The organism is Pseudomonas koreensis (assembly GCF_012986595.1).
Lineage (GTDB): Bacteria > Pseudomonadota > Gammaproteobacteria > Pseudomonadales > Pseudomonadaceae > Aquipseudomonas > Aquipseudomonas koreensis.
Window position 1 is genome coordinate 78,700 of sequence record NZ_JAAQYM010000007.1, and the last position, 18,245, is coordinate 96,944.

Consider the following 18,245-nt stretch of genomic DNA (forward strand, 5'->3'; position numbering starts at 1 on the left):
ATGGCTTACATCGATATTTTTGTGGCACCCGTGCCGAATGCCAATCGCGAACAGTACAAAAAACACTGTGAGATCGCCGCCAGGTTGTTCAAGGAGTACGGTGCAAAGGATGTGGTTCAGTGCTGGGGCGATGACGTGCCGGACGGCAAAGTGACGTCCTTCCCGATGGCGGTAAAACTCAAGGAGGGCGAGACGGTTTCGTCCGGCTGGCTGATCTGGCCAGACAAGGCCACCCGCGATGCCGGCATGGCCAAAATGATGGAAGACCCGCGCATGCAGCCGGACGTCAACCCGATGGGGTTTGATGGTCAGCGCATGATCTTTGGTGGCTTCAAGAACATTCTTGAAGCCTGATGCCTGCACAAATCTCTTGTAGGAGTGAGCCTGCTCGCGATGGCGTCTGCTGGTTCAAAACCTGAGTGCCAGACCCACCGCCTTCGCGAGCAGGCTCACTCCTACAGGTACTGTGCTCAATCGGCTGAGGGGGTGATCCGGCAGCCCTTGCGGTTGCGAATCTGCTCGTCCGTCGGCCGTTCGCGGACGAATTCGAAACGCGGTTCTCCTTCGCTGTAATGCACCAGCCAGCCCCATTCCAGCTCGGTTTCATCCTGCCCGGGGTTGGGTGGTCTGGCCCACCACGGTTCTTTGCTGAGGATCTCGCGCATGGCGGCCTCCGGTTCGATGGCAATCCTTGAACTATAGCCGGGTGCTGCGAGTCGTCAGGGAAGGCTGTGTAGAATCGGCCGATCGACGAGCGAAGGAGCAGGGCCATGACCGATGATGCGCGCAGGGATGAACCGTTCAAGCGACTGTTTTTCGCCCTCGACTGCCCGCCACCCCAACGCAAGGCCATTGCTCAGTGGCGCGGCGATCTGCGGCTGCGCACCGGCAAGCCGGTGCCGGCGGATAACTTTCACCTGACGCTGCTGTTTCTCGGTGCCGTGCCGCTGGCGCAGATCAATGAAGTCTGCGAGGCCGCGAGCAACGTGCGCACGCCGGGTGAAACGTTAAGGATTGCGCTGGATCGCCTGCAGGTCTGGCATCGGGCCGGGATCCTGTCCCTGGCACCCGAGCAGGCGCCGCCGGCGTTGTTGCGCCTGGTGTATGCGCTGGAACAGGCGATGCTGCCGTTCGGCTTCGAAGCGTCGCCGCGCGAATTTCGCCCGCACCTGACCCTGGCCCGGGACTACCGCGCAGCGGAGCCGGAATCCGCCACACCGGCGGAATTCTTCCTGCGCGCTGAACGCTTTGCCTTGTTCGAATCGCACAAGGGGCACTATCGGATTCTGCAGGATTGGCCGCTGAACTGAGCGCACAAAAAAAGGCGCCCGAGGGCGCCTGAAATTCACCTGAGCCGAGGGAGCCAGGTGAGGCCGTTCATTGCAGGGTGCAGCGGTGGTAAGGCGCTGCGTGAACGGGAAACCTATGCCACATTCCCCTGTAGGAGCTGCCGAAGGCTGCGATCTTTTGATCTTGCGTCTAAAAACAAAGTCAAAAGATCGCAGCCTTCGGCAGCTCCTACAGGATCAGAGGTGTATTCAATATTAGGGTATTCGGTATTTTTACTTACCGAGCTTCACCCGGGTCCAGCCACGGGTCATGATCCGCTGCGTGGCAATCGGCTGATCCGGCACTGCGTACAGCGTCGCCATCACCGCTTGCGACGGGTACGAGCCCGGATCGTTGCGGATCGCTTCGTCCACCAGCGGTGTCGCCGCCGAGTTGGCGTTGCTGTAGCCGTTGCTGTTGGTGATCTCGGCAATGATGTCCGGGCGCATCAGGAAGTTCATGAACCGGTAGGCGTTGTCGACGTTGGCTGCATCGCGCGGGATGGCGACCATGTCGTAGAAACTGCCGGCACCTTCCTTCGGAATGCTGTAATCGATCTGCACTTTGTTGCCGGCTTCCACGGCGCGGGCCTTGGCCTGCAGCACGTCACCGGAATAACCGACCGCCACGCAGATGTTGCCGTTGGCCAGGTCCGAGATGTACTTCGAGGAATGGAAGTACGCCACGTACGGGCGGATCTTCATGAACAGCGCCTCGGCTTCGAGGATGTGCGCCTTGTCCTTGTCGTTCACCGGATAGCCCAGATAGTGCAGGGCGGCCGGGATCATTTCGGTCGGCGAGTCGAGAAAGCTGATGCCGCAGGCTTTGAGTTTTTCCGCGTTTTCCGGCTTGAACAGCAAGTCCCAGGAGTTGGTCGGGGCATTGGCGCCGAGCACTTCCTTGACCTTGGCCGGGTTGAAACCGATGCCGATCGAGCCCCACATGTACGGGAACGCGTGAGCGTTGTCCGGGTCACTGGCGGAGGCGTTTTTCAGCAGCACCGGGTTGAGATTCTTCCAGTTCGACAGCTTCGATTTGTCGAGCGGCTGATAGACCCCGGCCTTGATCTGCTTGGCCAGGAAGCTGTTGGACGGCACGACAATGTCGTAACCGGATTTGCCCGCCAGCAAACGCGCCTCAAGGGTCTCGTTGCTGTCGAACACGTCGTAGGTCACCTGGATGCCGGTCTCGTCTTCGAACTTCTTGACGGTGTCCGGCGCGATGTAATCGGACCAGTTGTAAACACGCAGCACCTTGTCGTTGGCCTGGACGCCCGTGGCGATTGCGCCCATTAAGGACAGTGTCAGCAGAGTCCTGCCAAACATTTTCATCGGTACAACTCCATTCTTTTTATTCAAAAACACAACACAAAACCTGATGTACACACAGCTCTGTGGCGAGGGAGCTTGCTCCCGCTTGAGCGCGCAGCGCTCACAAGCTTTTGGGTCTGCTGCGCAGCCCAGCGGGAGCAAGCTCCCTCGCCACAAGAGCAATCTTGCGTTAAGCAGTCGCTGCAGCTCTTTGCGGCTGCCACGACTCATTCGCCGTCTGATCCATCGCTTCCTGGATCGCCTTCTTGCGGTTGGCTTCTGCCTTGCGGCCGAAGTACCAGACCAGGAAGGTCACCAGCGACACCGCCAGCAGAATCAGGCTCGCCACGGCGTTGATCTCAGGCTTCACGCCCAGACGCACCGCGGAGAACACTTCCATCGGCAGCGTGGTCGAGCCCGGGCCGGAAACGAAGCTCGCCAGCACCAGGTCATCCAGCGACAGGGCGAACGACATCATCCCGCCCGCTGCCAGCGACGGCGCGATCATTGGAATGGTGATCAGGAAAAACACCTTGAACGGCTTGGCCCCCAGATCCATCGCGGCTTCTTCGATCGACAGATCCAGTTCACGCAGGCGGGCGGAGACTACCACCGCCACATAAGCGGCACAAAACGTGGTGTGGGCGATCCAGATGGTGACGATGCCACGCTCCTGCGGCCAGCCGATCAGTTGCGCCATCGCCACGAACAGCAGCAGCAGCGACAGACCGGTGATCACTTCCGGCATCACCAACGGCGCGGTGACCAGACCACCGAACAGCGTGCGCCCCTTGAAGCGCGTCACCCGGGTCAGAACGAAGGCGGCGAGGGTGCCCAGTGCAACGGCGGCAATCGCGGTGTAGCAGGCGATTTCCAGCGAGCGCACCACCGAGCCCATCAGTTGCGTGTTGTCGAGCAGCCCGACATACCACTTCACCGACCAGCCGCCCCACACCGTCACCAGTTTCGAGGCGTTGAACGAGTAGATCACCAGGATCAGCATCGGCAGATAAATGAACATCAGGCCGAAGATCAACATGAACTTGGAAAAACCGAAGCGTTTCATCCCCGTGCCTCCATCTCTTTGGCCTGGCTGCGGTTGAACAGCAGAATCGGCACAATCAGGATCAACAGCATCACCACTGCCAGGGCGGATGCCACCGGCCAGTCGCGGTTATTGAAGAACTCTTGCCACAGCACGCGACCGATCATCAGCGTCTCCGGGCCACCCAACAGTTCCGGAATCACGAACTCGCCAACCACCGGAATGAACACCAGCATGCAGCCGGCGATGATCCCGTTCTTGGCCAGCGGCACGGTGATTTTCCAGAAGTTGTTGAAGTTGCTCGAGCCCAGATCCGACGCTGCTTCCAGCAGGCTGCCGTCGTGCTTCACCAGGTTGGCGTACAGCGGCAGCACCATGAATGGCAGGTACGCGTAGACCACGCCGATGTACACAGCCGTGTTGGTGTTGAGGATCTCGATCGGGTGATCGGTCAGCCCCGTCCACATCAGAAATGCGTTAAGCAGGCCGTTGTTGCTGAGGATGCCCATCCACGCGTAAACGCGGATCAGGATTGCGGTCCAGGTCGGCATCATGATCAACAGCAGCAGGACGTTTTGCGCTTCCTTGCTCGCTTTGGTGATCGCATAGGCCATCGGGAAACCGATCACCAGGCACATCATCGTGCTCAGTGCCGCGACCTTCAGCGAACCGAGGTAGGCCGAAAGGTACAACTCGTCTTCGCCGAGCATGGTGTAGTTGCCGATGTTCAGCATCAGCTGGAATTTCTGTTCGGCGTAGGTGTAGATCTCCGAGTACGGCGGGATCGCCAGCGCGGCTTCCGAGAAGCTGATCTTCATCACCAGGAAAAACGGCAGCATGAAGAACAGGAACAGCCAGATGAACGGGATGCCGATGACGAACTTTCGCCCGCTGGGCACCAGGCGCAGGAATTGCTGATTGAAGGTTCTCATGAGCGCAGTACCACGCCGCTGTCGTCTTCCCACCAGACGTAGACCTTGTCGTCCCAGGTCGGACGCGCGCCACGGCGTTCGGCGTTGGCCATGAACGACTGGACGATCTTGCCGCCGGGCAGTTCGACGTAGAACACCGAGTGCCCGCCGAGGTAAGCGATGTCATGCACCTTGCCTTCGGACCAGTTGTAGCGGACCTCGGGCTTGATCGTGCTGACGAGCATTTTTTCCGGGCGGATGGCGTAGGTGATCGACTTGTCCTGCACCGAGGTGCTGACGCCGTGGCCGACATAGATTTTCTGCTGCAGGTCCGGGCTGTGGATGATCGCGTGACCTTCCAGGTCTTCCACCACGGTGCCGTCGAAGGCGTTCACGTTGCCGATGAATTCGCAGACCATGCGGCTGACCGGCGCTTCATAGATGTCCACCGGGCTGCCGATCTGGGCGATCCAGCCCAGGTGCATGATCGCGATGCGCTCGGCCATGGTCATGGCCTCTTCCTGGTCGTGGGTCACCATCACGCAGGTCACGCCGACGCGCTCGATGATTTGCACCAGTTCCAGCTGCATCTGCGAACGCAGTTTCTTGTCCAGCGCGCCCATCGGCTCGTCGAGCAGCAACAGCTTCGGACGCTTGGCCAGGGAGCGGGCGAGGGCGACGCGCTGACGCTGACCGCCGGACAACTGATGGGGTTTGCGTTTGGCGTATTGGGTCATGTGCACCAGGCGCAGCATCTCTTCGACGCGGGCGTCGATTTCGCTGGCCGGCAAACGGTCCTGCTTCAAGCCGAAGGCAATGTTCTGCGCCACGGTCATGTGCGGGAACAGCGCGTAGGACTGGAACATCATGTTGATCGGCCGTTCGTACGGCGGCATGTCGGTGATGTCCACGCCGTCGAGCAGAATCCGCCCTTCAGTCGGGCGCTCGAAACCGGCGAGCATGCGCAGCAGGGTCGATTTGCCCGAACCGGAGCCACCGAGCAGGGCAAAGATTTCGCCCTGATGGATCTCCAGGGACACATCGTCCACGGCGGTGGTTTCGTCGAACTTCTTGGTGACACGGTCGACTTTCACCAGAACCTTTTTCGGTTGCTGGTGGCCTTCAAGTGCCTTCCGGTAAGTGCTGGAGGCGTTTGCCATGTGAAACTCCCAACAGGTTTCGTTCGCTCGGCCAACGTGGCCGGGCTTAAGTGGATTGCAAGCCAGGGAAAACTGTCCTCGCCACACATGGCCTCTGTAGGAGCTGCCGAAGGCTGCGATCTTTTGATCCTGATTCTGAAAAACAAAATCAAAAGATCGCAGCCTTCGGCAGCTCCTACAGGGGATCGCATTGGCTGCGGGTTGCCCTGACCTGGTCGGCGCCGCCGTCCTGGCTGCCTGGGTCGTACTTGTTGTTATTACGGTTTGTTGTTTTCACGGATGACGGATGCGCACACGCGCAACCGCCGACCCCGTGGGGGCAGTAAACAGTGTTGAAATCCTGGGTGGTGTCAGCGCTGGTTGCGTCGCGCCGCCCGTTGCCGGCAAGCCTCACCGAACGCCTGGAAAATCTTCAGGTAGTTCGGGTTGTCCAGTACCTGCCATTCCGGGTGCCATTGCACGCCGAGGGCAAAGGTCGGGCTGTGCTCGACCGAGATCGCCTCGATCAGGCCATCCGGCGCCACGGCTTCGGCACGCAGGCCGGGCGCGAGGCGGTCGATGCCCTGGCTGTGAATCGAGTTGACCTGGAACTCGCCCGGCAACGCCAGCGCTTCGAACACGCCGCCGCCAAGCACGGTCACCGCATGGGCCGGTGCGTACTGCACGGCCACGTCCGGACTGTCGGCTTCGCGGTGATCGAGCATGCCCGGCAACTCGTGCACCTTCTGGTGCAGGCTGCCGCCGAAGGCCACGTTCATTTCCTGGAAGCCACGGCAAATGCCGAGTACCGGAACGCCCGCCGCAATGGCTGCACGCAATAAAGGAAGGGTTGTGGCGTCCCGCGCCGGATCGTGATCCGTGCCGGGGGCGCTGGCCGGGCCTTGATAGTGGAAGGGTTCCACATTCGAGGGCGAGCCGGTCAGCAACAGACCGTCGAGTTGACCGAGCAGGTCTTCGATTTCAGTCAGTTTGCCAAGGGAAGGAATGACCACGGGAAGACCCTGAGCGCCAACGCTGACAGCACGTACGTACTTGTCGCCGCTGATGTGATAAGGGTGCAGGCCAATCTGTTTGACGCACGCAGTAACGCCGATCAATGGCTTGAATGCCATTTTTATTCACCTCGAAGTTTGACACTTGAACGAGCTTTTCCGGAGCTTAGCCTCGTTGATTTTAATTAACAACTGCCATGTAAAAAATTCTAAACGCCGTTCATCAAATCTTCATGATTCCAGGCCTTGTGGCGCCTGCATTGGCACGCAAGTGTTAAAAAAAGCCCGAAAAATAAACGCTGAACGGCCAGGTGTTCGCTATTGACTTCACTTTGCCTTTCGGATTGACTGGCTCGGCGAAACAGCAGTGAACATAATAATTAACAGCTAAATAGGTGCATCATGTCGGTCCCTCTGCGTGCCGTTCAACTCAACGAAGCAAACGCATTCCTTAAGAAATATCCTGAGGTTTTGTACGTCGACCTTCTGATTGCGGATATGAACGGTGTGGTGCGCGGCAAGCGCATCGAACGCACCAGTCTTCACAAGGTTTACGAGAAAGGCATCAACCTGCCGGCCTCGCTCTTCGCCCTCGACATCAATGGCTCCACGGTGGAAAGCACCGGCCTGGGTCTGGACATCGGCGACTCGGACCGCATCTGCTACCCGATCCCGGGCACCCTGAGCATCGAGCCGTGGCAGAAGCGTCCAACCGCCCAATTGCTGATGACCATGCACGAGCTGGAAGGTGAGCCGTTCTTCGCCGACCCGCGTGAAGTGCTGGCCAACGTCGTGCGCAAGTTCGATGAAATGGGCCTGACCATCTGCGCCGCGTTCGAACTCGAGTTCTACCTGATCGATCAGGACAACGTGAACGGCCGTCCGCAGTCGCCACGTTCGCCGGTGTCCGGCAAGCGCCCGGTGTCGACTCAGGTGTACCTGATCGACGACCTCGACGAATACGTCGACTGCCTGCAAGACATCCTCGAAGGCGCGAAAGAGCAGGGCATCCCGGCTGACGCCATCGTCAAGGAAAGCGCCCCGGCGCAGTTCGAAGTCAACCTGCATCACGTCTCCGACCCGATCAAGGCCTGCGACTACGCGGTTCTGCTCAAGCGTCTGGTGAAGAACATCGCCTACGACCACGAGATGGACACCACCTTCATGGCCAAGCCGTATCCGGGCCAGGCGGGCAACGGTCTGCACGTGCACATTTCGATTCTGGACAAAGAAGGCAACAACATCTTCGCCAGCGAGGATCCCGAGCAGAACGCCGCGCTGCGACACGCGATCGGCGGTGTGCTCGAGACCCTGCCTGCGCAAATGGCTTTCCTCTGCCCGAACGTCAACTCGTACCGCCGCTTTGGCGCGCAGTTCTACGTGCCGAACTCGCCGAGCTGGGGCATCGACAACCGCACCGTGGCAGTCCGTGTGCCGACCGGTTCGGCCGACGCCGTGCGCATCGAACACCGCGTCGCCGGTGCCGACGCCAACCCGTATCTGCTGATGGCCTCGGTGCTGGCCGGTATCCACCACGGCCTGACCAACCAGATCGAACCGGGTGCACCGGTGGAAGGCAACAGCTACGAGCAGAACGAGCAGAGCCTGCCGAACAACCTGCGCGACGCATTGCGCGAGCTGGACGACAGCGAAGTCATGGCCCGCTACATCGACCCGCTGTACATCGACGTGTTCGTCGCGTGCAAGGAAAGCGAGCTGGCCGAGTTCGAGAACTCGATCTCTGACCTTGAGTACAACTGGTATCTGCATACCGTTTAAAGCCCAACACCATTCCCTGTAGGAGTGAGCCTGCTCGCGATAGCGTCGTCACATTCAAGAGTGATGGTGACTGACCCACCGCTATCGCGAGCAGGCTCACTCCTACAGGGGGTCGGTTACCAGATTTTGATCGGTGGCGTTCGTCCGCTGCTCACCAACCCCTTGTCGAGCCACAACAATGACCAACACCCGCAACGACTGGGAACAACGCTTCCAGTCCCTGAGTATCGAATCCCGCGCCTTCATCAACGGTGAATATCGCCCGGCGATCAGTGGCGACACATTCGAATGCCTGAGCCCCGTCGACGGCCGTTTCCTCGCCTCCGTCGCCAGCACCGATGAAGCCGACGCCAACCTCGCCGTCGAAGTTGCACGGCAGTCGTTCAATTCCGGCGTGTGGGCCAACAAGGCCCCGGCCGAGCGCAAGCGCATCCTGATTCGCTTCGCCGATCTGATCCTGCAGCACCAGGAAGAACTGGCGCTGCTGGAGACCCTCGACATGGGCAAACCGATCAGCGACTCGATGAGCATCGATATCCCGGCGACCGCCAACGCGATCCGCTGGAGCGCCGAAGCGATCGACAAGATCTACGACGAAGTCGCCGCCACGCCGCACGACCAGCTCGGTCTGGTGACCCGTGAGCCGTCCGGCGTCGTCGCCGCCATCGTGCCGTGGAACTTCCCGCTGATCATGGCCAGCTGGAAGTTTGCTCCAGCGTTGGCAGCGGGCAACTCGTTCATCCTCAAGCCTTCGGAAAAATCGCCGCTGACCGCGATCCGCATTGCCCAACTCGCGCTGGATGCCGGTATTCCCAAAGGCGTGTTCAACGTCCTGCCAGGCTTCGGCCACACCGTTGGCAAGGCGCTGGCGCTGCACATGGACGTCGACGTGCTGGCCTTCACCGGCTCCACCGCGATTGCCAAGCAACTGATGATTTATGCCGGCCAGAGCAACATGAAACGCGTCTGGCTCGAAGCCGGGGGCAAGAGCCCGAACGTGGTGTTTGCCGACGCCCCGGACTTGCGCGCAGCAGCCCAGGCCGCCGCCGGCGCCATCGCCTTCAATCAGGGCGAAGTGTGCACCGCCGGTTCGCGTCTGCTGGTCGAGCGTTCGATCCGCGAGCAATTCATTCCGCTGCTGGTGGAAGCGCTGCAAGCGTGGAAACCGGGGCATGCGCTCGACCCGGCGACCACCGTCGGCGCGGTGGTCGATCAGCGACAGCTGGACAACGTGCTGCGCTACATCAGCATCGGTCGCGAGCAGGGCGCCGAGCTGATTGCCGGCGGCCAGCGCACCCTCGAAGAAACCGGTGGCCTCTATGTGCAGCCGGCGATCTTCGATGGCGTGACCAATGCGATGACCATCGCCCGCGAAGAAATCTTCGGCCCGGTGCTGTCGCTGATCACCTTCGACACCGTTGAGGAAGCGCTGCAGATCGCCAACGACAGCATCTTCGGTCTCGCCGCCGGCGTCTGGACCAGCAACCTGAGCAAGGCGCACACCTTCGCTCGCGGCCTGCGTGCCGGCAGCGTGTGGGTCAACCAGTACGACGGCGGCGACATGACCGCGCCGTTCGGTGGCTACAAACAGTCGGGCAACGGTCGCGACAAATCGCTGCATGCGTTCGACAAGTACACCGAACTGAAAGCGACCTGGATCAAGCTCTGATTTTCTAAAGCGGTGGTCGCCTTTGACGGGCGACCTTCGGAGAACAATAAAATGAAACAACAACACGTAAACAGCTACTACGCCGCCACCCGTAATGAAGTCATCGACTTCCCGACCCTTGAAGAGTCGGTCGAGTGCGATGTCTGCATCATCGGCGCCGGCTACACCGGCCTGTCCTCAGCACTGTTCCTCACCGAGGCCGGCTACAAAGTGACGGTGCTGGAAGCGGCAAAAGTCGGCTACGGCGCCAGCGGTCGCAACGGCGGTCAACTGGTCAACTCCTACAGCCGCGACGTCGACGTGATCGAAGAGCGCTATGGCGACAAGACGGCAGAAATCCTCGGCAGCATGATCTTCGAAGGCGCCGACATCATCCGCTCGCGCATCAAGGAATACGACATCCAATGCGACTACCGCCCGGGCGGTATTTTCGCAGCGATGAACAAGAAACAACTCAACGGTCTGGCCGAGCAGAAGCGCAGCTGGGAACGTTACGGCAACAAAAACCTGAAGATGCTCGACGCCGCTGACATTCGTCGCGAAGTCGGCTCCGACGCCTACGTTGGCGGCCTGCTGGACATGCAGGGCGGTCACGTTCACCCGCTGAACCTGGCGCTCGGTGAAGCCGCGGCCATCGTGCGTCTGGGCGGCAAGATCTACGAGCAATCGGCTGCCGTGGAAATCAAATACGGCGAGCCAAACGTCGTGCGCACTGCCAAAGGCCAGGTGCGCGCCAAGTACCTGCTGATCGCCGGCAACGCCTACCTGCCGCAAGGCCTGGACAACCGCGTAACCGCGAAAAGTATGCCGTGCGGCTCGCAGATCGTCGTCACCGAACCGCTGACCGAGAAACAGGCGCGCAGCCTGATCACCAACAACTACTGCGTCGAAGACTGCAACTACTTGCTGGATTACTACCGCCTCACCGCTGACAACCGTCTGCTCTACGGCGGCGGCGTGGTCTACGGCGCGCGCGAACCGGATGACATCGAACAGCTGATCCGCCCGAAGATCCTCAAGACCTTCCCGCAGCTCAAAGACGTGAAAATCGACTACCGCTGGACCGGCAACTTCCTGCTGACCATGTCGCGCATGCCGCAATTCGGCCGCATCGAGAAAAATGCCTACTACATGCAGGGCTACAGCGGCCACGGCGTCACCTGCTCGCACCTGGCCGGCAAACTGATCTCGGAGATGATCCGCGGCGACGCCGAACGCTTCGACGCCTTCGCCTCCTTGCCACACATGCCCATGATCGGCGGCCGCACCTTCTCGGCTCCGCTGACCGCTCTCGGCGCCGTCTACTACTCGCTGCGCGACCGCTTCGGCATCTAGGTTACCTCCCCGGCGGCGGTCCCCAAGACCTCGCCGGTTTTTTATCTGATACACCAAGAATCAAAATGTAGGAGTGAGCCTGCTCGCGATGAGGCCGGCCCAGCCACTATCCCTCCCACAGAAACACTACAAACCCTGTGGGAGTCTGGCTTGCCAGCGATGACGCCCTGACAAGCGCCACACAGCAAACTGACACAAAAGAGATCCAACTGTGGGAGCGAGCCTGCTCGCGAAGAGGCCATATCAGCCAGCATCGTTGTCGACTGACACACCGCTTTCGCGAGCAGGCTCGCTCCCACAGTGACTGCATTACCAAGGCCAGAAGGACTTTTGCCCCACCGTCCATCGAACCTGCTGAGCAACACCGGCAAACGTGATTTAATAGCCGCCTTTCACGGTTCCGGGACACGGGAGCAACGTGATCCGCGCCTCGCGCGGCACCCGCCACCCACCCCCATTGCCCTTAAGTACTACTCACATAAGGCTGTCATGGATACGGGTTCTCGACTCAAACTAGTACGCGAAAGCTACAAACTCTCCCAGCGCGAGCTGGCCCGGCGTAGCGGCGTGACCAATGCCACCATCTCCCTGATCGAACAGAATCGCGTCAGTCCTTCCGTCAGCTCCCTGAAAAAGCTGCTCGAAGGCATCCCGATGTCCCTGGCCGACTTCTTCACCTTCGACCAGCCCCCGCGCGAACACCAATACGTCTTCCGCGCCAACGAACAACCCGATCTCGGCCGCCACGGCCTGCGCCTGCTGCTGATCGGCGCCTCGGTCCCCAGCCGCCAGATGCGCCTGCTACGCGAGCAATACGCCCCGGGTGCGAGCTCCGGGGAAGAGCCGATCGTGCATGCGGAAGGCGAGGAGTGCGGACTTGTTACGCGTGGCACGGTTGAGTTGACCGTGGATGGGCAGGTGAGCGTGTTGAATGCGGGGGATGGGTATTACTTTCCGACGACGCTGCCGCATAAGTTCCGCAATATTGGGGCGGATGAGGCTGAGATTATTAGTGCGAATACGCCGGCTAACTTCTGATTGATGCTTTAGGTAAAAACCATACGCTGTAAGTAAATCCGACGCCTTGTTGAAGGGCGTCGGATTTTTTTTGAGTCGAGGAAAGATTTGTAGGTTTGATGGTTTTTATTTGTAGGACAATTCTGAATTAATGCGTGATGATGCTAGGTTTATGGTGTTATGAGTTTTCGTGCATGTTTACATTGGTGTTGATATTTGTGCGCTTCTTTCTTGGTTGGTCAGGATTTTTTCGAACTCAATTAATTGTTTTAAATGGTTTAATGCGGGTGGTGTCGTGAAGTTGAGCATTCGATTTCTGTGTCAGGTTGTCCTTCTGTTCTTTTTAACTGTCGCATTTAGCTATATTTTCGCGATGGTTCTAATAAATTTTATGATTCAGATTTTACCGCTGGAAGGACTGATCAGGAAATTTGCTGAGGGCTTCATGTTTCTGATTTATCTGTATGTAAATTTATTCTACTGCTTTCCCGATCAGGTAGCTGAGTTGCGAGGTCGACATGCTGGGTCTAGACGCTATCCTGCTTGGGTAAGGCATTTCATCGCTGGCAGTTGCGCACTTATATTTGAAGAGGTCGCTTATTACTTTATTAGCGATACTTGGAGTTTTTCAGAACTGCTGTATAGGTTGCTGAGTTTTTCGGTGTTCTTCGCTTTTTACGGATATTTTATGTCCGGGAAAGAATTTAAAGGTGGGCGGTGATTTTTGTTGTTGGTTTGTTGTGTGACTTCGTTGTCGATGTTTCTAATGGTGATGCCGTCAATCAAGGCCTCAAAAGCGAGCGATACTTTCCCCATTCTCTTATAGGCCCGCTCATAATTCATAGGGTCGCGAATGAATAGCTCCACTGAGTCGGGTTTTCGAACTGGTTGAAGTATGCTGAATATAGAGAGCCCTATGTCAACACCAAAATAGGCAATATTTCCATGGGAAGAGTCACCCGCTAAGAATTGATAGATTTGGCGGATTGGACCAACTACTGCTGGGTTTTCAGGGCCGTAGTAAATGTTTGCTAGTCCTTCATAGATATTGTTAGCTCCATGTAATGAATAGGCGGTGCCGGCCACTGCGTTTTTTGGTGTTCTGGAAGCGAAATATACTGAGGCGATTTGGATTTGCATCATCCCCGCGGCAACACCTACACCGTTTTGAGCATAGAACGATACTTTGTTCAATAAGTCAGAGTGTTCCTCCCTGAGCTCCTGCAGCCCTTGTTTGGCACTCATAAAACCTTCATCCACCGCCCGAATAACCTCATTCGCATAAGACGAAACGATCTCGCTAAATCGAAGTTGGCTGAAGCTATCGTACAACTGAGTCGCGCCGATCTGGCACCCGAATGCGACCAGATCGGAAGCAGCGCGGGTGACGTCGTTGATGTCACACGAATCCTCATTCATCGTCATTTCCCCACGTGCTGTAGCCGCACGTGCCCGCCTGAATGTGCGTCCAACTGATCTCTCGGTAAGTGAATGACACCAGTTCCTGTGGCTGTGCGTCGTTCAAGTGAATGGCATGGGGGACCTGGAGGTTGATGTGGGCGATTTTTGCGCCGCTTATGTGGATTTTGAAGTATTTGTCTTGCGTGCCAGCGGGGGAGGTTCGGTAGAAAAAGATGGTGCAGTCCAGCACTTCGCGTTCGTGAAGTGCGGCGGACAGTAGGGGAGAGGATTTGTCGATGTTCTTGGTGATCATGATCGGCAAGTGCTTGCCACGGTCGGCAGTGACGCCGCCGTTATTGCCGGTGGTCATGTTGTGGGAGTAGGCCAGAACCATGATTTCGTCGAGGTGACCTAACTGACATTTGTTGCCGATTGAGTTTGTGTCGGAGCAACCGGCGGAGATCAAGCCTTGACGGTTTCCGGTAATGCTCATGTAGCTGTGGTTGGCCATGGATGCTCTGCTTTGTTGGCTGGAAAACTCTTGTTTGAAGAGTAACCGTCAACTAAAGCCGGAGCAGTGAGGCACCGGTTCGCTGTGGGTGATGTTCGGACGCGTCTTACAAGACACACGGAAGTTATAAGGTGATTATTCTGACGTGCCAACGACGTTATCGCTGGTGGTATGGCCGGGCGTTTATGAAGTTGGCACTTTTGGCAATCTGTTGTTTATGAAATGGACCCGTCAAAGCCTCGCTGCTCGATTACGCGAAACACATCACTCACATCCTGCACCAGGATCCTGGCGATGTTGGTGACCGTGTTGATGTCGTGTTCGGCGTAGTCGGGGAGGCTGGTGCAGGCGATGAGGTCGAGGTATTTGAGGACGGCGTTGAGGCGTTCGGCGAGGCAGGCGTGGAGTTCGCGCAATGGGGCATCGGCGTCGATCAGGAGGACAGGGTGGTCGGTGGCGGGGTGGGACATGTGCGCGTAGTGGTGGAGCGGTGTTTGCGTCGTCATGGTGTTAATCCTTGGCAAAGAAGAATTGCCACCATTGTGCTGCGAAACAAAAGGGTGGCAGCTATGCGCGGGTTCGCAGACCGGAGGATAAACACCATGACCCGGCAGACCCGGAGGTCTCCCACGCACAACCGCCATAAAACGTGGACAGCCGGGAGTCGGCCGAACCTGACGGAACAAGGTGTCAATCTTAAGGGCTGCGAAACCCTATCGCTAATTTAGTTAGCGGCGACACCACTCTAGTCATCCATTTCAGCCATAACAACCGACCTGTAGGACGCCAACCCAACCCTGTGGCGAGGGAGCTTGCTCCCGCTCGGCGACGCAGTCGGCGAATTCCGGCGCATGCGGTGGACCTGGAGAAAAGGACTGGCCGGTTTTGGGTCTGCTTCGCAGCCCAGCGGGAGCAAGCTCCCTCGCCACAGGTGGTGTTTTCCTACGCGTTTTTCAGACTCAAAAATCTGCGCGGATCTTATTTGCCTGTTTGAACTTTCCTAAAAAGCGATGTCAATTTGATGGCGTGTCGCGACACTCATTGAGAATGGATCAAGCAGTGCCAGGCTGATTCCTGGCAACCCAGGGAAGTGTGAGATGAAACTGATTTTTGCGATGTTATTGATGTTCAGCGGTTACACGTTTGCCAGTTGTTCCAGCATCAGTGACAGCGATCAACGTAACTATTGCCAGGCCACGCAGGAAGGCAGTACCTGCTCCTCGATCCGGGATAGTGATTTGCGAGCGTCCTGTGAAGCGGAGAAGGGCAGTACCTGTTCGAGCATTCACGACAGCGACCAGCGTGCTTACTGCGAGGCGAAAAAGGGCAGCACATGTTCTAGCATTCATGATTCGGATTTGCGCGCAATGTGTGAGGCTGAGAAAGGCAGTACCTGCTCCAGCATCCATGACAGCGATCAGCGTGCATTTTGTGAGGCGAAGAAGGGCAGCACGTGTTCGAGCATCCATGATTCGGACCTGCGCAATCAGTGTGAAGCGATGAAGCGCTGATTGATCCGCTTGCCTCCATACGTAAAAAGGGACACCCAACGGTGTCCCTTTTTCGTGGGCGACGGAAACGTGATTCCCGGACTGCCCAGTCAAATTTTTCACTTGTCACCACCCGGTTCATCGTCAAAGGTTCCCCCCATTGGCACCACGTCGTAGACTGCGACACAAGTTGTAACACCTCTCCCACGGACGGAACCGCGCATGATCGAAATCGGCAGCCGCAACAACGCCCCCAAGGAAATCCCATGACCCAGACACTCGAACGCGCCATCGCCATTGCCGCCACCGCGCATGCCGGGCAGGTGGACAAGGGCGGTGCGCCGTACATTTTGCATCCGCTGAAAGTCATGTTGCGCATGAGCACGCTGGAAGAACGCATCGTCGCCGTGCTGCACGATGTGGTCGAGGATTGCGGTATCAGCCTCGAGGACTTGCGCAAGGAAGGTTTCAGCGAAGAGGTGTTGAGCGCTATTGCGTCGGTGACCAAAGTGCCGGGCGAATCCTACGAGGATTTCGTCGAACGCGCCGCGCAGGATCCGATTGGCCGGGTGGTGAAACTGGCGGATCTGGAAGAAAACAGCGACCTGTCGCGGATTGCCTCGCCGAGTTGGGAGGATCTGGAGCGCATCGAGAAATACCGCCGGGCGATTGGCCGGTTGCGCGCGTAAGAACGAATACACCCCTGTAGGAGCTGCCGAAGGCTGCGATCTTTTGACTTTGTTTTTTCAAGATCAAGATCAACAGATCGCAGCCTGCGGCAGCTCCTACAGGAGAGTGGGATACCTCAGGAAATAGCCAGGAAGGCGACTATGAAATCCATTCTCTGTTTGTTGATGGCTGCCGGTTTCGGCGCGCTGTTGCAGTTCGAAGGCGTGCCCCATGGCCTGCTGTTGGGGTCGATTGTTGTCACCGCATTGTTCGCCAGCAAAACCGGCATTGCGCCGGCAACGCCCTATGGACTGGGCTACATCCAGGTCACGCTGGGCATCGCCACCGGGCTGATGTTCGAGGCGTGGGACAGTGCGACGGCGTCGGCGATGTTGCCAAGCCTTGGCGTGCTACTGATATGCCTGACCGTACAGATCGCCCTCGCCGGATGGTGGCTGACACGCGGTGCAGGCTGGAATCGCACTGATGCGCTGCTGGCGGTTTATCCCGGCGCACTGGCAGCGGTGTTCGATTTACTCGAGTCGGAGAAAGCGTCGAGCAAGGTCATCATCGTGCACCTGATGCGCTTGCTGCTGATCACCGTGCTGGTCAGTTTGCTGATTCCCGGCCAAACGGCCATCGCGGTTGCCGTCGGCGATCCCTTGACCACGGGCATGGCATTGACCGCGCTTTCGGTGATCGCGCTGAGCGTGCTGCTTGGGCGCTTGCTGCTGGTAATCGGCGTCCCGGCGCCGTTCATGCTCACCGCGATCATCATCACGGCGGTGTTTGTGAAGTCAGGTTGGCTGCACGGTTTTCACATGCCGGACTGGAGTCTGAATCTGGCGGCGCTGATTCTCGGTGTGCGGATCGGTTCAAGGTTTCAAGGCCTTGGCGTCGCGGAACTTGGGCGTCACGGCCGTACGGCCTTGGTTTCGGTCGGCTTGATGATCGTGGTCGCGGCGGTATTTGCGGAAGTGGCGGCACGCTGGTTGGGCAGCGATGCACTATCGCTTTGGCTGGCCTACATGCCAGGCGCGATCGAGACGATTGCGATTGTCGCGTTTGGTGGCGGGCTGAATGTAGTGTTTATCCTGACTCATCATCTGAGCCGGATGGTGCTGCTGCACTTTGCTCCAGCTTTGTTGGTGCAGGTGCGGCGCGCGCGCGAAGAAGCTTGAAGCCCCTCTGTGGGGAGGGAGCTTGCTCCCGCTGGGCTGCGAAGCGGCCCCAACCCCGGAGATCACTTTTTTCTGACTGACCGGGGGCGCAGGTTTTGCGGCGACTGTGTCGCCGAGCGGGAGCAAGCTCCCTCGCCACAAGGGTTAATCGTTTCTAAATGGTGTGCGCTGCAAAGCCCTCAAGGCCGCGTGCTCCGCGACTTATCCTGACGTGTGAGCGCAAATAGTTGCGAGAGCACTTGGCGGCTTCAATCTGACGCCTCAAGCATGGCCCAGGGCAATCGCAAACGACACGACGATCATGCACGCAAACGCAAAATTGAGATTCATCCGCTGTTCATCCTGAGCCTTTTTAAAGTGAGGCCATTCTGAACAGGCGCACTGCAAAGAAAAAAATCGGCGTGTTGATTCCAATGATCGAAACAATTGATACCGGCTGGATTGTG

General features: G+C 58.2%; 18 protein-coding genes. 9 read left to right on the forward strand and 9 right to left on the reverse strand.

The window, feature by feature from the left end; all coding sequences use genetic code 11:
- On the forward strand, positions 1 to 354 hold the full coding sequence (locus HBN98_RS21410) for a DUF1428 domain-containing protein (protein WP_083368724.1): 354 nt from the start codon (positions 1 to 3) through the stop codon (positions 352 to 354).
- A gap of 116 nt (positions 355 to 470) precedes the next feature.
- Here HBN98_RS21410 and HBN98_RS21415 read toward each other — a convergent pair whose 3' ends face one another.
- Complete coding sequence (locus HBN98_RS21415) at positions 471 to 665, reverse strand: hypothetical protein (protein ID WP_083368725.1); 195 nt, start codon at positions 663 to 665, stop codon at positions 471 to 473.
- A 105-nt stretch (positions 666 to 770) separates the two neighbouring features.
- On the opposite strand from HBN98_RS21415, the gene thpR reads away from it, so the two are divergent.
- Complete coding sequence (gene thpR / locus HBN98_RS21420; RefSeq protein ID WP_064588046.1) at positions 771 to 1,310, forward strand: RNA 2',3'-cyclic phosphodiesterase; 540 nt, start codon at positions 771 to 773, stop codon at positions 1,308 to 1,310.
- A gap of 252 nt (positions 1,311 to 1,562) precedes the next feature.
- Here thpR and HBN98_RS21425 read toward each other — a convergent pair whose 3' ends face one another.
- The 5 genes from HBN98_RS21425 to HBN98_RS21445 all read right to left on the reverse strand — a co-directional run bounded on the left by HBN98_RS21425 (position 1,563) and on the right by HBN98_RS21445 (position 6,867).
- On the reverse strand, positions 1,563 to 2,660 hold the full coding sequence (locus HBN98_RS21425) for a polyamine ABC transporter substrate-binding protein (protein ID WP_083368726.1): 1,098 nt from the start codon (positions 2,658 to 2,660) through the stop codon (positions 1,563 to 1,565).
- A 169-nt stretch (positions 2,661 to 2,829) separates the two neighbouring features.
- Entirely contained in the window at positions 2,830 to 3,705 is an 876-nt protein-coding gene (locus tag HBN98_RS21430; RefSeq protein ID WP_064588044.1) for an ABC transporter permease subunit, read from the reverse strand.
- Positions 3,702 to 4,583 carry an ABC transporter permease subunit gene (locus HBN98_RS21435; protein WP_169841920.1) on the reverse strand — a complete coding sequence of 294 codons (882 nt, stop codon included), beginning with the start codon at positions 4,581 to 4,583 and terminating at the stop codon, positions 3,702 to 3,704. Before HBN98_RS21435 ends, HBN98_RS21430 begins: the two co-directional genes overlap by 4 nt.
- A gap of 29 nt (positions 4,584 to 4,612) precedes the next feature.
- The gene (locus HBN98_RS21440; protein ID WP_003226103.1) at positions 4,613 to 5,755 is read right to left on the reverse strand and encodes an ABC transporter ATP-binding protein; all 1,143 of its coding nucleotides are present in this window, start codon (positions 5,753 to 5,755) and stop codon (positions 4,613 to 4,615) included.
- A gap of 350 nt (positions 5,756 to 6,105) precedes the next feature.
- Entirely contained in the window at positions 6,106 to 6,867 is a 762-nt protein-coding gene (locus tag HBN98_RS21445) for a gamma-glutamyl-gamma-aminobutyrate hydrolase family protein (protein WP_083368727.1), read from the reverse strand.
- A gap of 282 nt (positions 6,868 to 7,149) precedes the next feature.
- On the opposite strand from HBN98_RS21445, the gene HBN98_RS21450 reads away from it, so the two are divergent.
- The 4 genes from HBN98_RS21450 (at position 7,150) to HBN98_RS21465 (ending at position 12,568) form a co-directional block, all read left to right on the forward strand.
- On the forward strand, positions 7,150 to 8,526 hold the full coding sequence (locus tag HBN98_RS21450) for a glutamine synthetase family protein (RefSeq protein WP_064588041.1): 1,377 nt from the start codon (positions 7,150 to 7,152) through the stop codon (positions 8,524 to 8,526).
- Between the two features lie 178 nt (positions 8,527 to 8,704).
- Positions 8,705 to 10,195, forward strand: a complete 1,491-nt coding sequence (locus HBN98_RS21455; RefSeq protein WP_083368728.1) for an aldehyde dehydrogenase — start codon at positions 8,705 to 8,707, stop codon at positions 10,193 to 10,195.
- 51 nt (positions 10,196 to 10,246) lie between these two features.
- A complete protein-coding gene (locus HBN98_RS21460; protein ID WP_083368729.1) occupies positions 10,247 to 11,530 on the forward strand; it encodes an NAD(P)/FAD-dependent oxidoreductase in 1,284 nt (427 codons plus the stop codon).
- Between the two features lie 489 nt (positions 11,531 to 12,019).
- Positions 12,020 to 12,568, forward strand: coding sequence for a cupin domain-containing protein (locus HBN98_RS21465; RefSeq protein WP_003226097.1), 549 nt, complete (start codon positions 12,020 to 12,022; stop codon positions 12,566 to 12,568).
- A 654-nt stretch (positions 12,569 to 13,222) separates the two neighbouring features.
- Here the strand turns inward: HBN98_RS21465 and HBN98_RS21470 are convergent.
- The 3 genes from HBN98_RS21470 to HBN98_RS21480 form a co-directional block, all read right to left on the reverse strand.
- A complete protein-coding gene (locus tag HBN98_RS21470) occupies positions 13,223 to 13,966 on the reverse strand; it encodes a DUF4225 domain-containing protein (protein WP_083368730.1) in 744 nt (247 codons plus the stop codon).
- Positions 13,959 to 14,459: an Hcp family type VI secretion system effector gene (locus tag HBN98_RS21475; RefSeq protein WP_083368731.1), complete on the reverse strand. Its 501-nt coding sequence runs from the start codon at positions 14,457 to 14,459 to the stop codon at positions 13,959 to 13,961. Before HBN98_RS21475 ends, HBN98_RS21470 begins: the two co-directional genes overlap by 8 nt.
- A gap of 215 nt (positions 14,460 to 14,674) precedes the next feature.
- Positions 14,675 to 14,965 carry a hypothetical protein gene (locus tag HBN98_RS21480; protein ID WP_064588036.1) on the reverse strand — a complete coding sequence of 97 codons (291 nt, stop codon included), beginning with the start codon at positions 14,963 to 14,965 and terminating at the stop codon, positions 14,675 to 14,677.
- Between the two features lie 591 nt (positions 14,966 to 15,556).
- On the opposite strand from HBN98_RS21480, the gene HBN98_RS21485 reads away from it, so the two are divergent.
- From HBN98_RS21485 to HBN98_RS21495, 3 genes are all read left to right on the forward strand, one after another.
- Positions 15,557 to 15,970, forward strand: coding sequence for a hypothetical protein (locus tag HBN98_RS21485; RefSeq protein WP_064588035.1), 414 nt, complete (start codon positions 15,557 to 15,559; stop codon positions 15,968 to 15,970).
- A gap of 245 nt (positions 15,971 to 16,215) precedes the next feature.
- A complete protein-coding gene (locus tag HBN98_RS21490; RefSeq protein WP_083368732.1) occupies positions 16,216 to 16,638 on the forward strand; it encodes an HD domain-containing protein in 423 nt (140 codons plus the stop codon).
- Between the two features lie 141 nt (positions 16,639 to 16,779).
- A complete protein-coding gene (locus HBN98_RS21495; RefSeq protein ID WP_064588034.1) occupies positions 16,780 to 17,799 on the forward strand; it encodes an AbrB family transcriptional regulator in 1,020 nt (339 codons plus the stop codon).
- The last annotated feature ends 446 nt before the right edge of the window (positions 17,800 to 18,245 follow it).

Coding starts and splice junctions, on each gene's coding strand:
- HBN98_RS21415 (WP_083368725.1), bottom strand. CDS start 665: ATGCGCGAGATCCTCAGCAAAGAACCGTGGTGGGCCAGACCACCCAAC.
- HBN98_RS21440 (WP_003226103.1), bottom strand. CDS start 5,755: ATGGCAAACGCCTCCAGCACTTACCGGAAGGCACTTGAAGGCCACCAG.
- HBN98_RS21460 (WP_083368729.1), top strand. CDS start 10,247: ATGAAACAACAACACGTAAACAGCTACTACGCCGCCACCCGTAATGAA.
- HBN98_RS21445 (WP_083368727.1), bottom strand. CDS start 6,867: ATGGCATTCAAGCCATTGATCGGCGTTACTGCGTGCGTCAAACAGATT.
- thpR (WP_064588046.1), top strand. CDS start 771: ATGACCGATGATGCGCGCAGGGATGAACCGTTCAAGCGACTGTTTTTC.
- HBN98_RS21450 (WP_064588041.1), top strand. CDS start 7,150: ATGTCGGTCCCTCTGCGTGCCGTTCAACTCAACGAAGCAAACGCATTC.
- HBN98_RS21410 (WP_083368724.1), top strand. CDS start 1: ATGGCTTACATCGATATTTTTGTGGCACCCGTGCCGAATGCCAATCGC.
- HBN98_RS21480 (WP_064588036.1), bottom strand. CDS start 14,965: ATGACGACGCAAACACCGCTCCACCACTACGCGCACATGTCCCACCCC.
- HBN98_RS21490 (WP_083368732.1), top strand. CDS start 16,216: ATGACCCAGACACTCGAACGCGCCATCGCCATTGCCGCCACCGCGCAT.
- HBN98_RS21430 (WP_064588044.1), bottom strand. CDS start 3,705: ATGAAACGCTTCGGTTTTTCCAAGTTCATGTTGATCTTCGGCCTGATG.
- HBN98_RS21465 (WP_003226097.1), top strand. CDS start 12,020: ATGGATACGGGTTCTCGACTCAAACTAGTACGCGAAAGCTACAAACTC.
- HBN98_RS21485 (WP_064588035.1), top strand. CDS start 15,557: ATGAAACTGATTTTTGCGATGTTATTGATGTTCAGCGGTTACACGTTT.
- HBN98_RS21455 (WP_083368728.1), top strand. CDS start 8,705: ATGACCAACACCCGCAACGACTGGGAACAACGCTTCCAGTCCCTGAGT.
- HBN98_RS21495 (WP_064588034.1), top strand. CDS start 16,780: ATGAAATCCATTCTCTGTTTGTTGATGGCTGCCGGTTTCGGCGCGCTG.
- HBN98_RS21470 (WP_083368730.1), bottom strand. CDS start 13,966: ATGAATGAGGATTCGTGTGACATCAACGACGTCACCCGCGCTGCTTCC.
- HBN98_RS21425 (WP_083368726.1), bottom strand. CDS start 2,660: ATGAAAATGTTTGGCAGGACTCTGCTGACACTGTCCTTAATGGGCGCA.
- HBN98_RS21475 (WP_083368731.1), bottom strand. CDS start 14,459: ATGGCCAACCACAGCTACATGAGCATTACCGGAAACCGTCAAGGCTTG.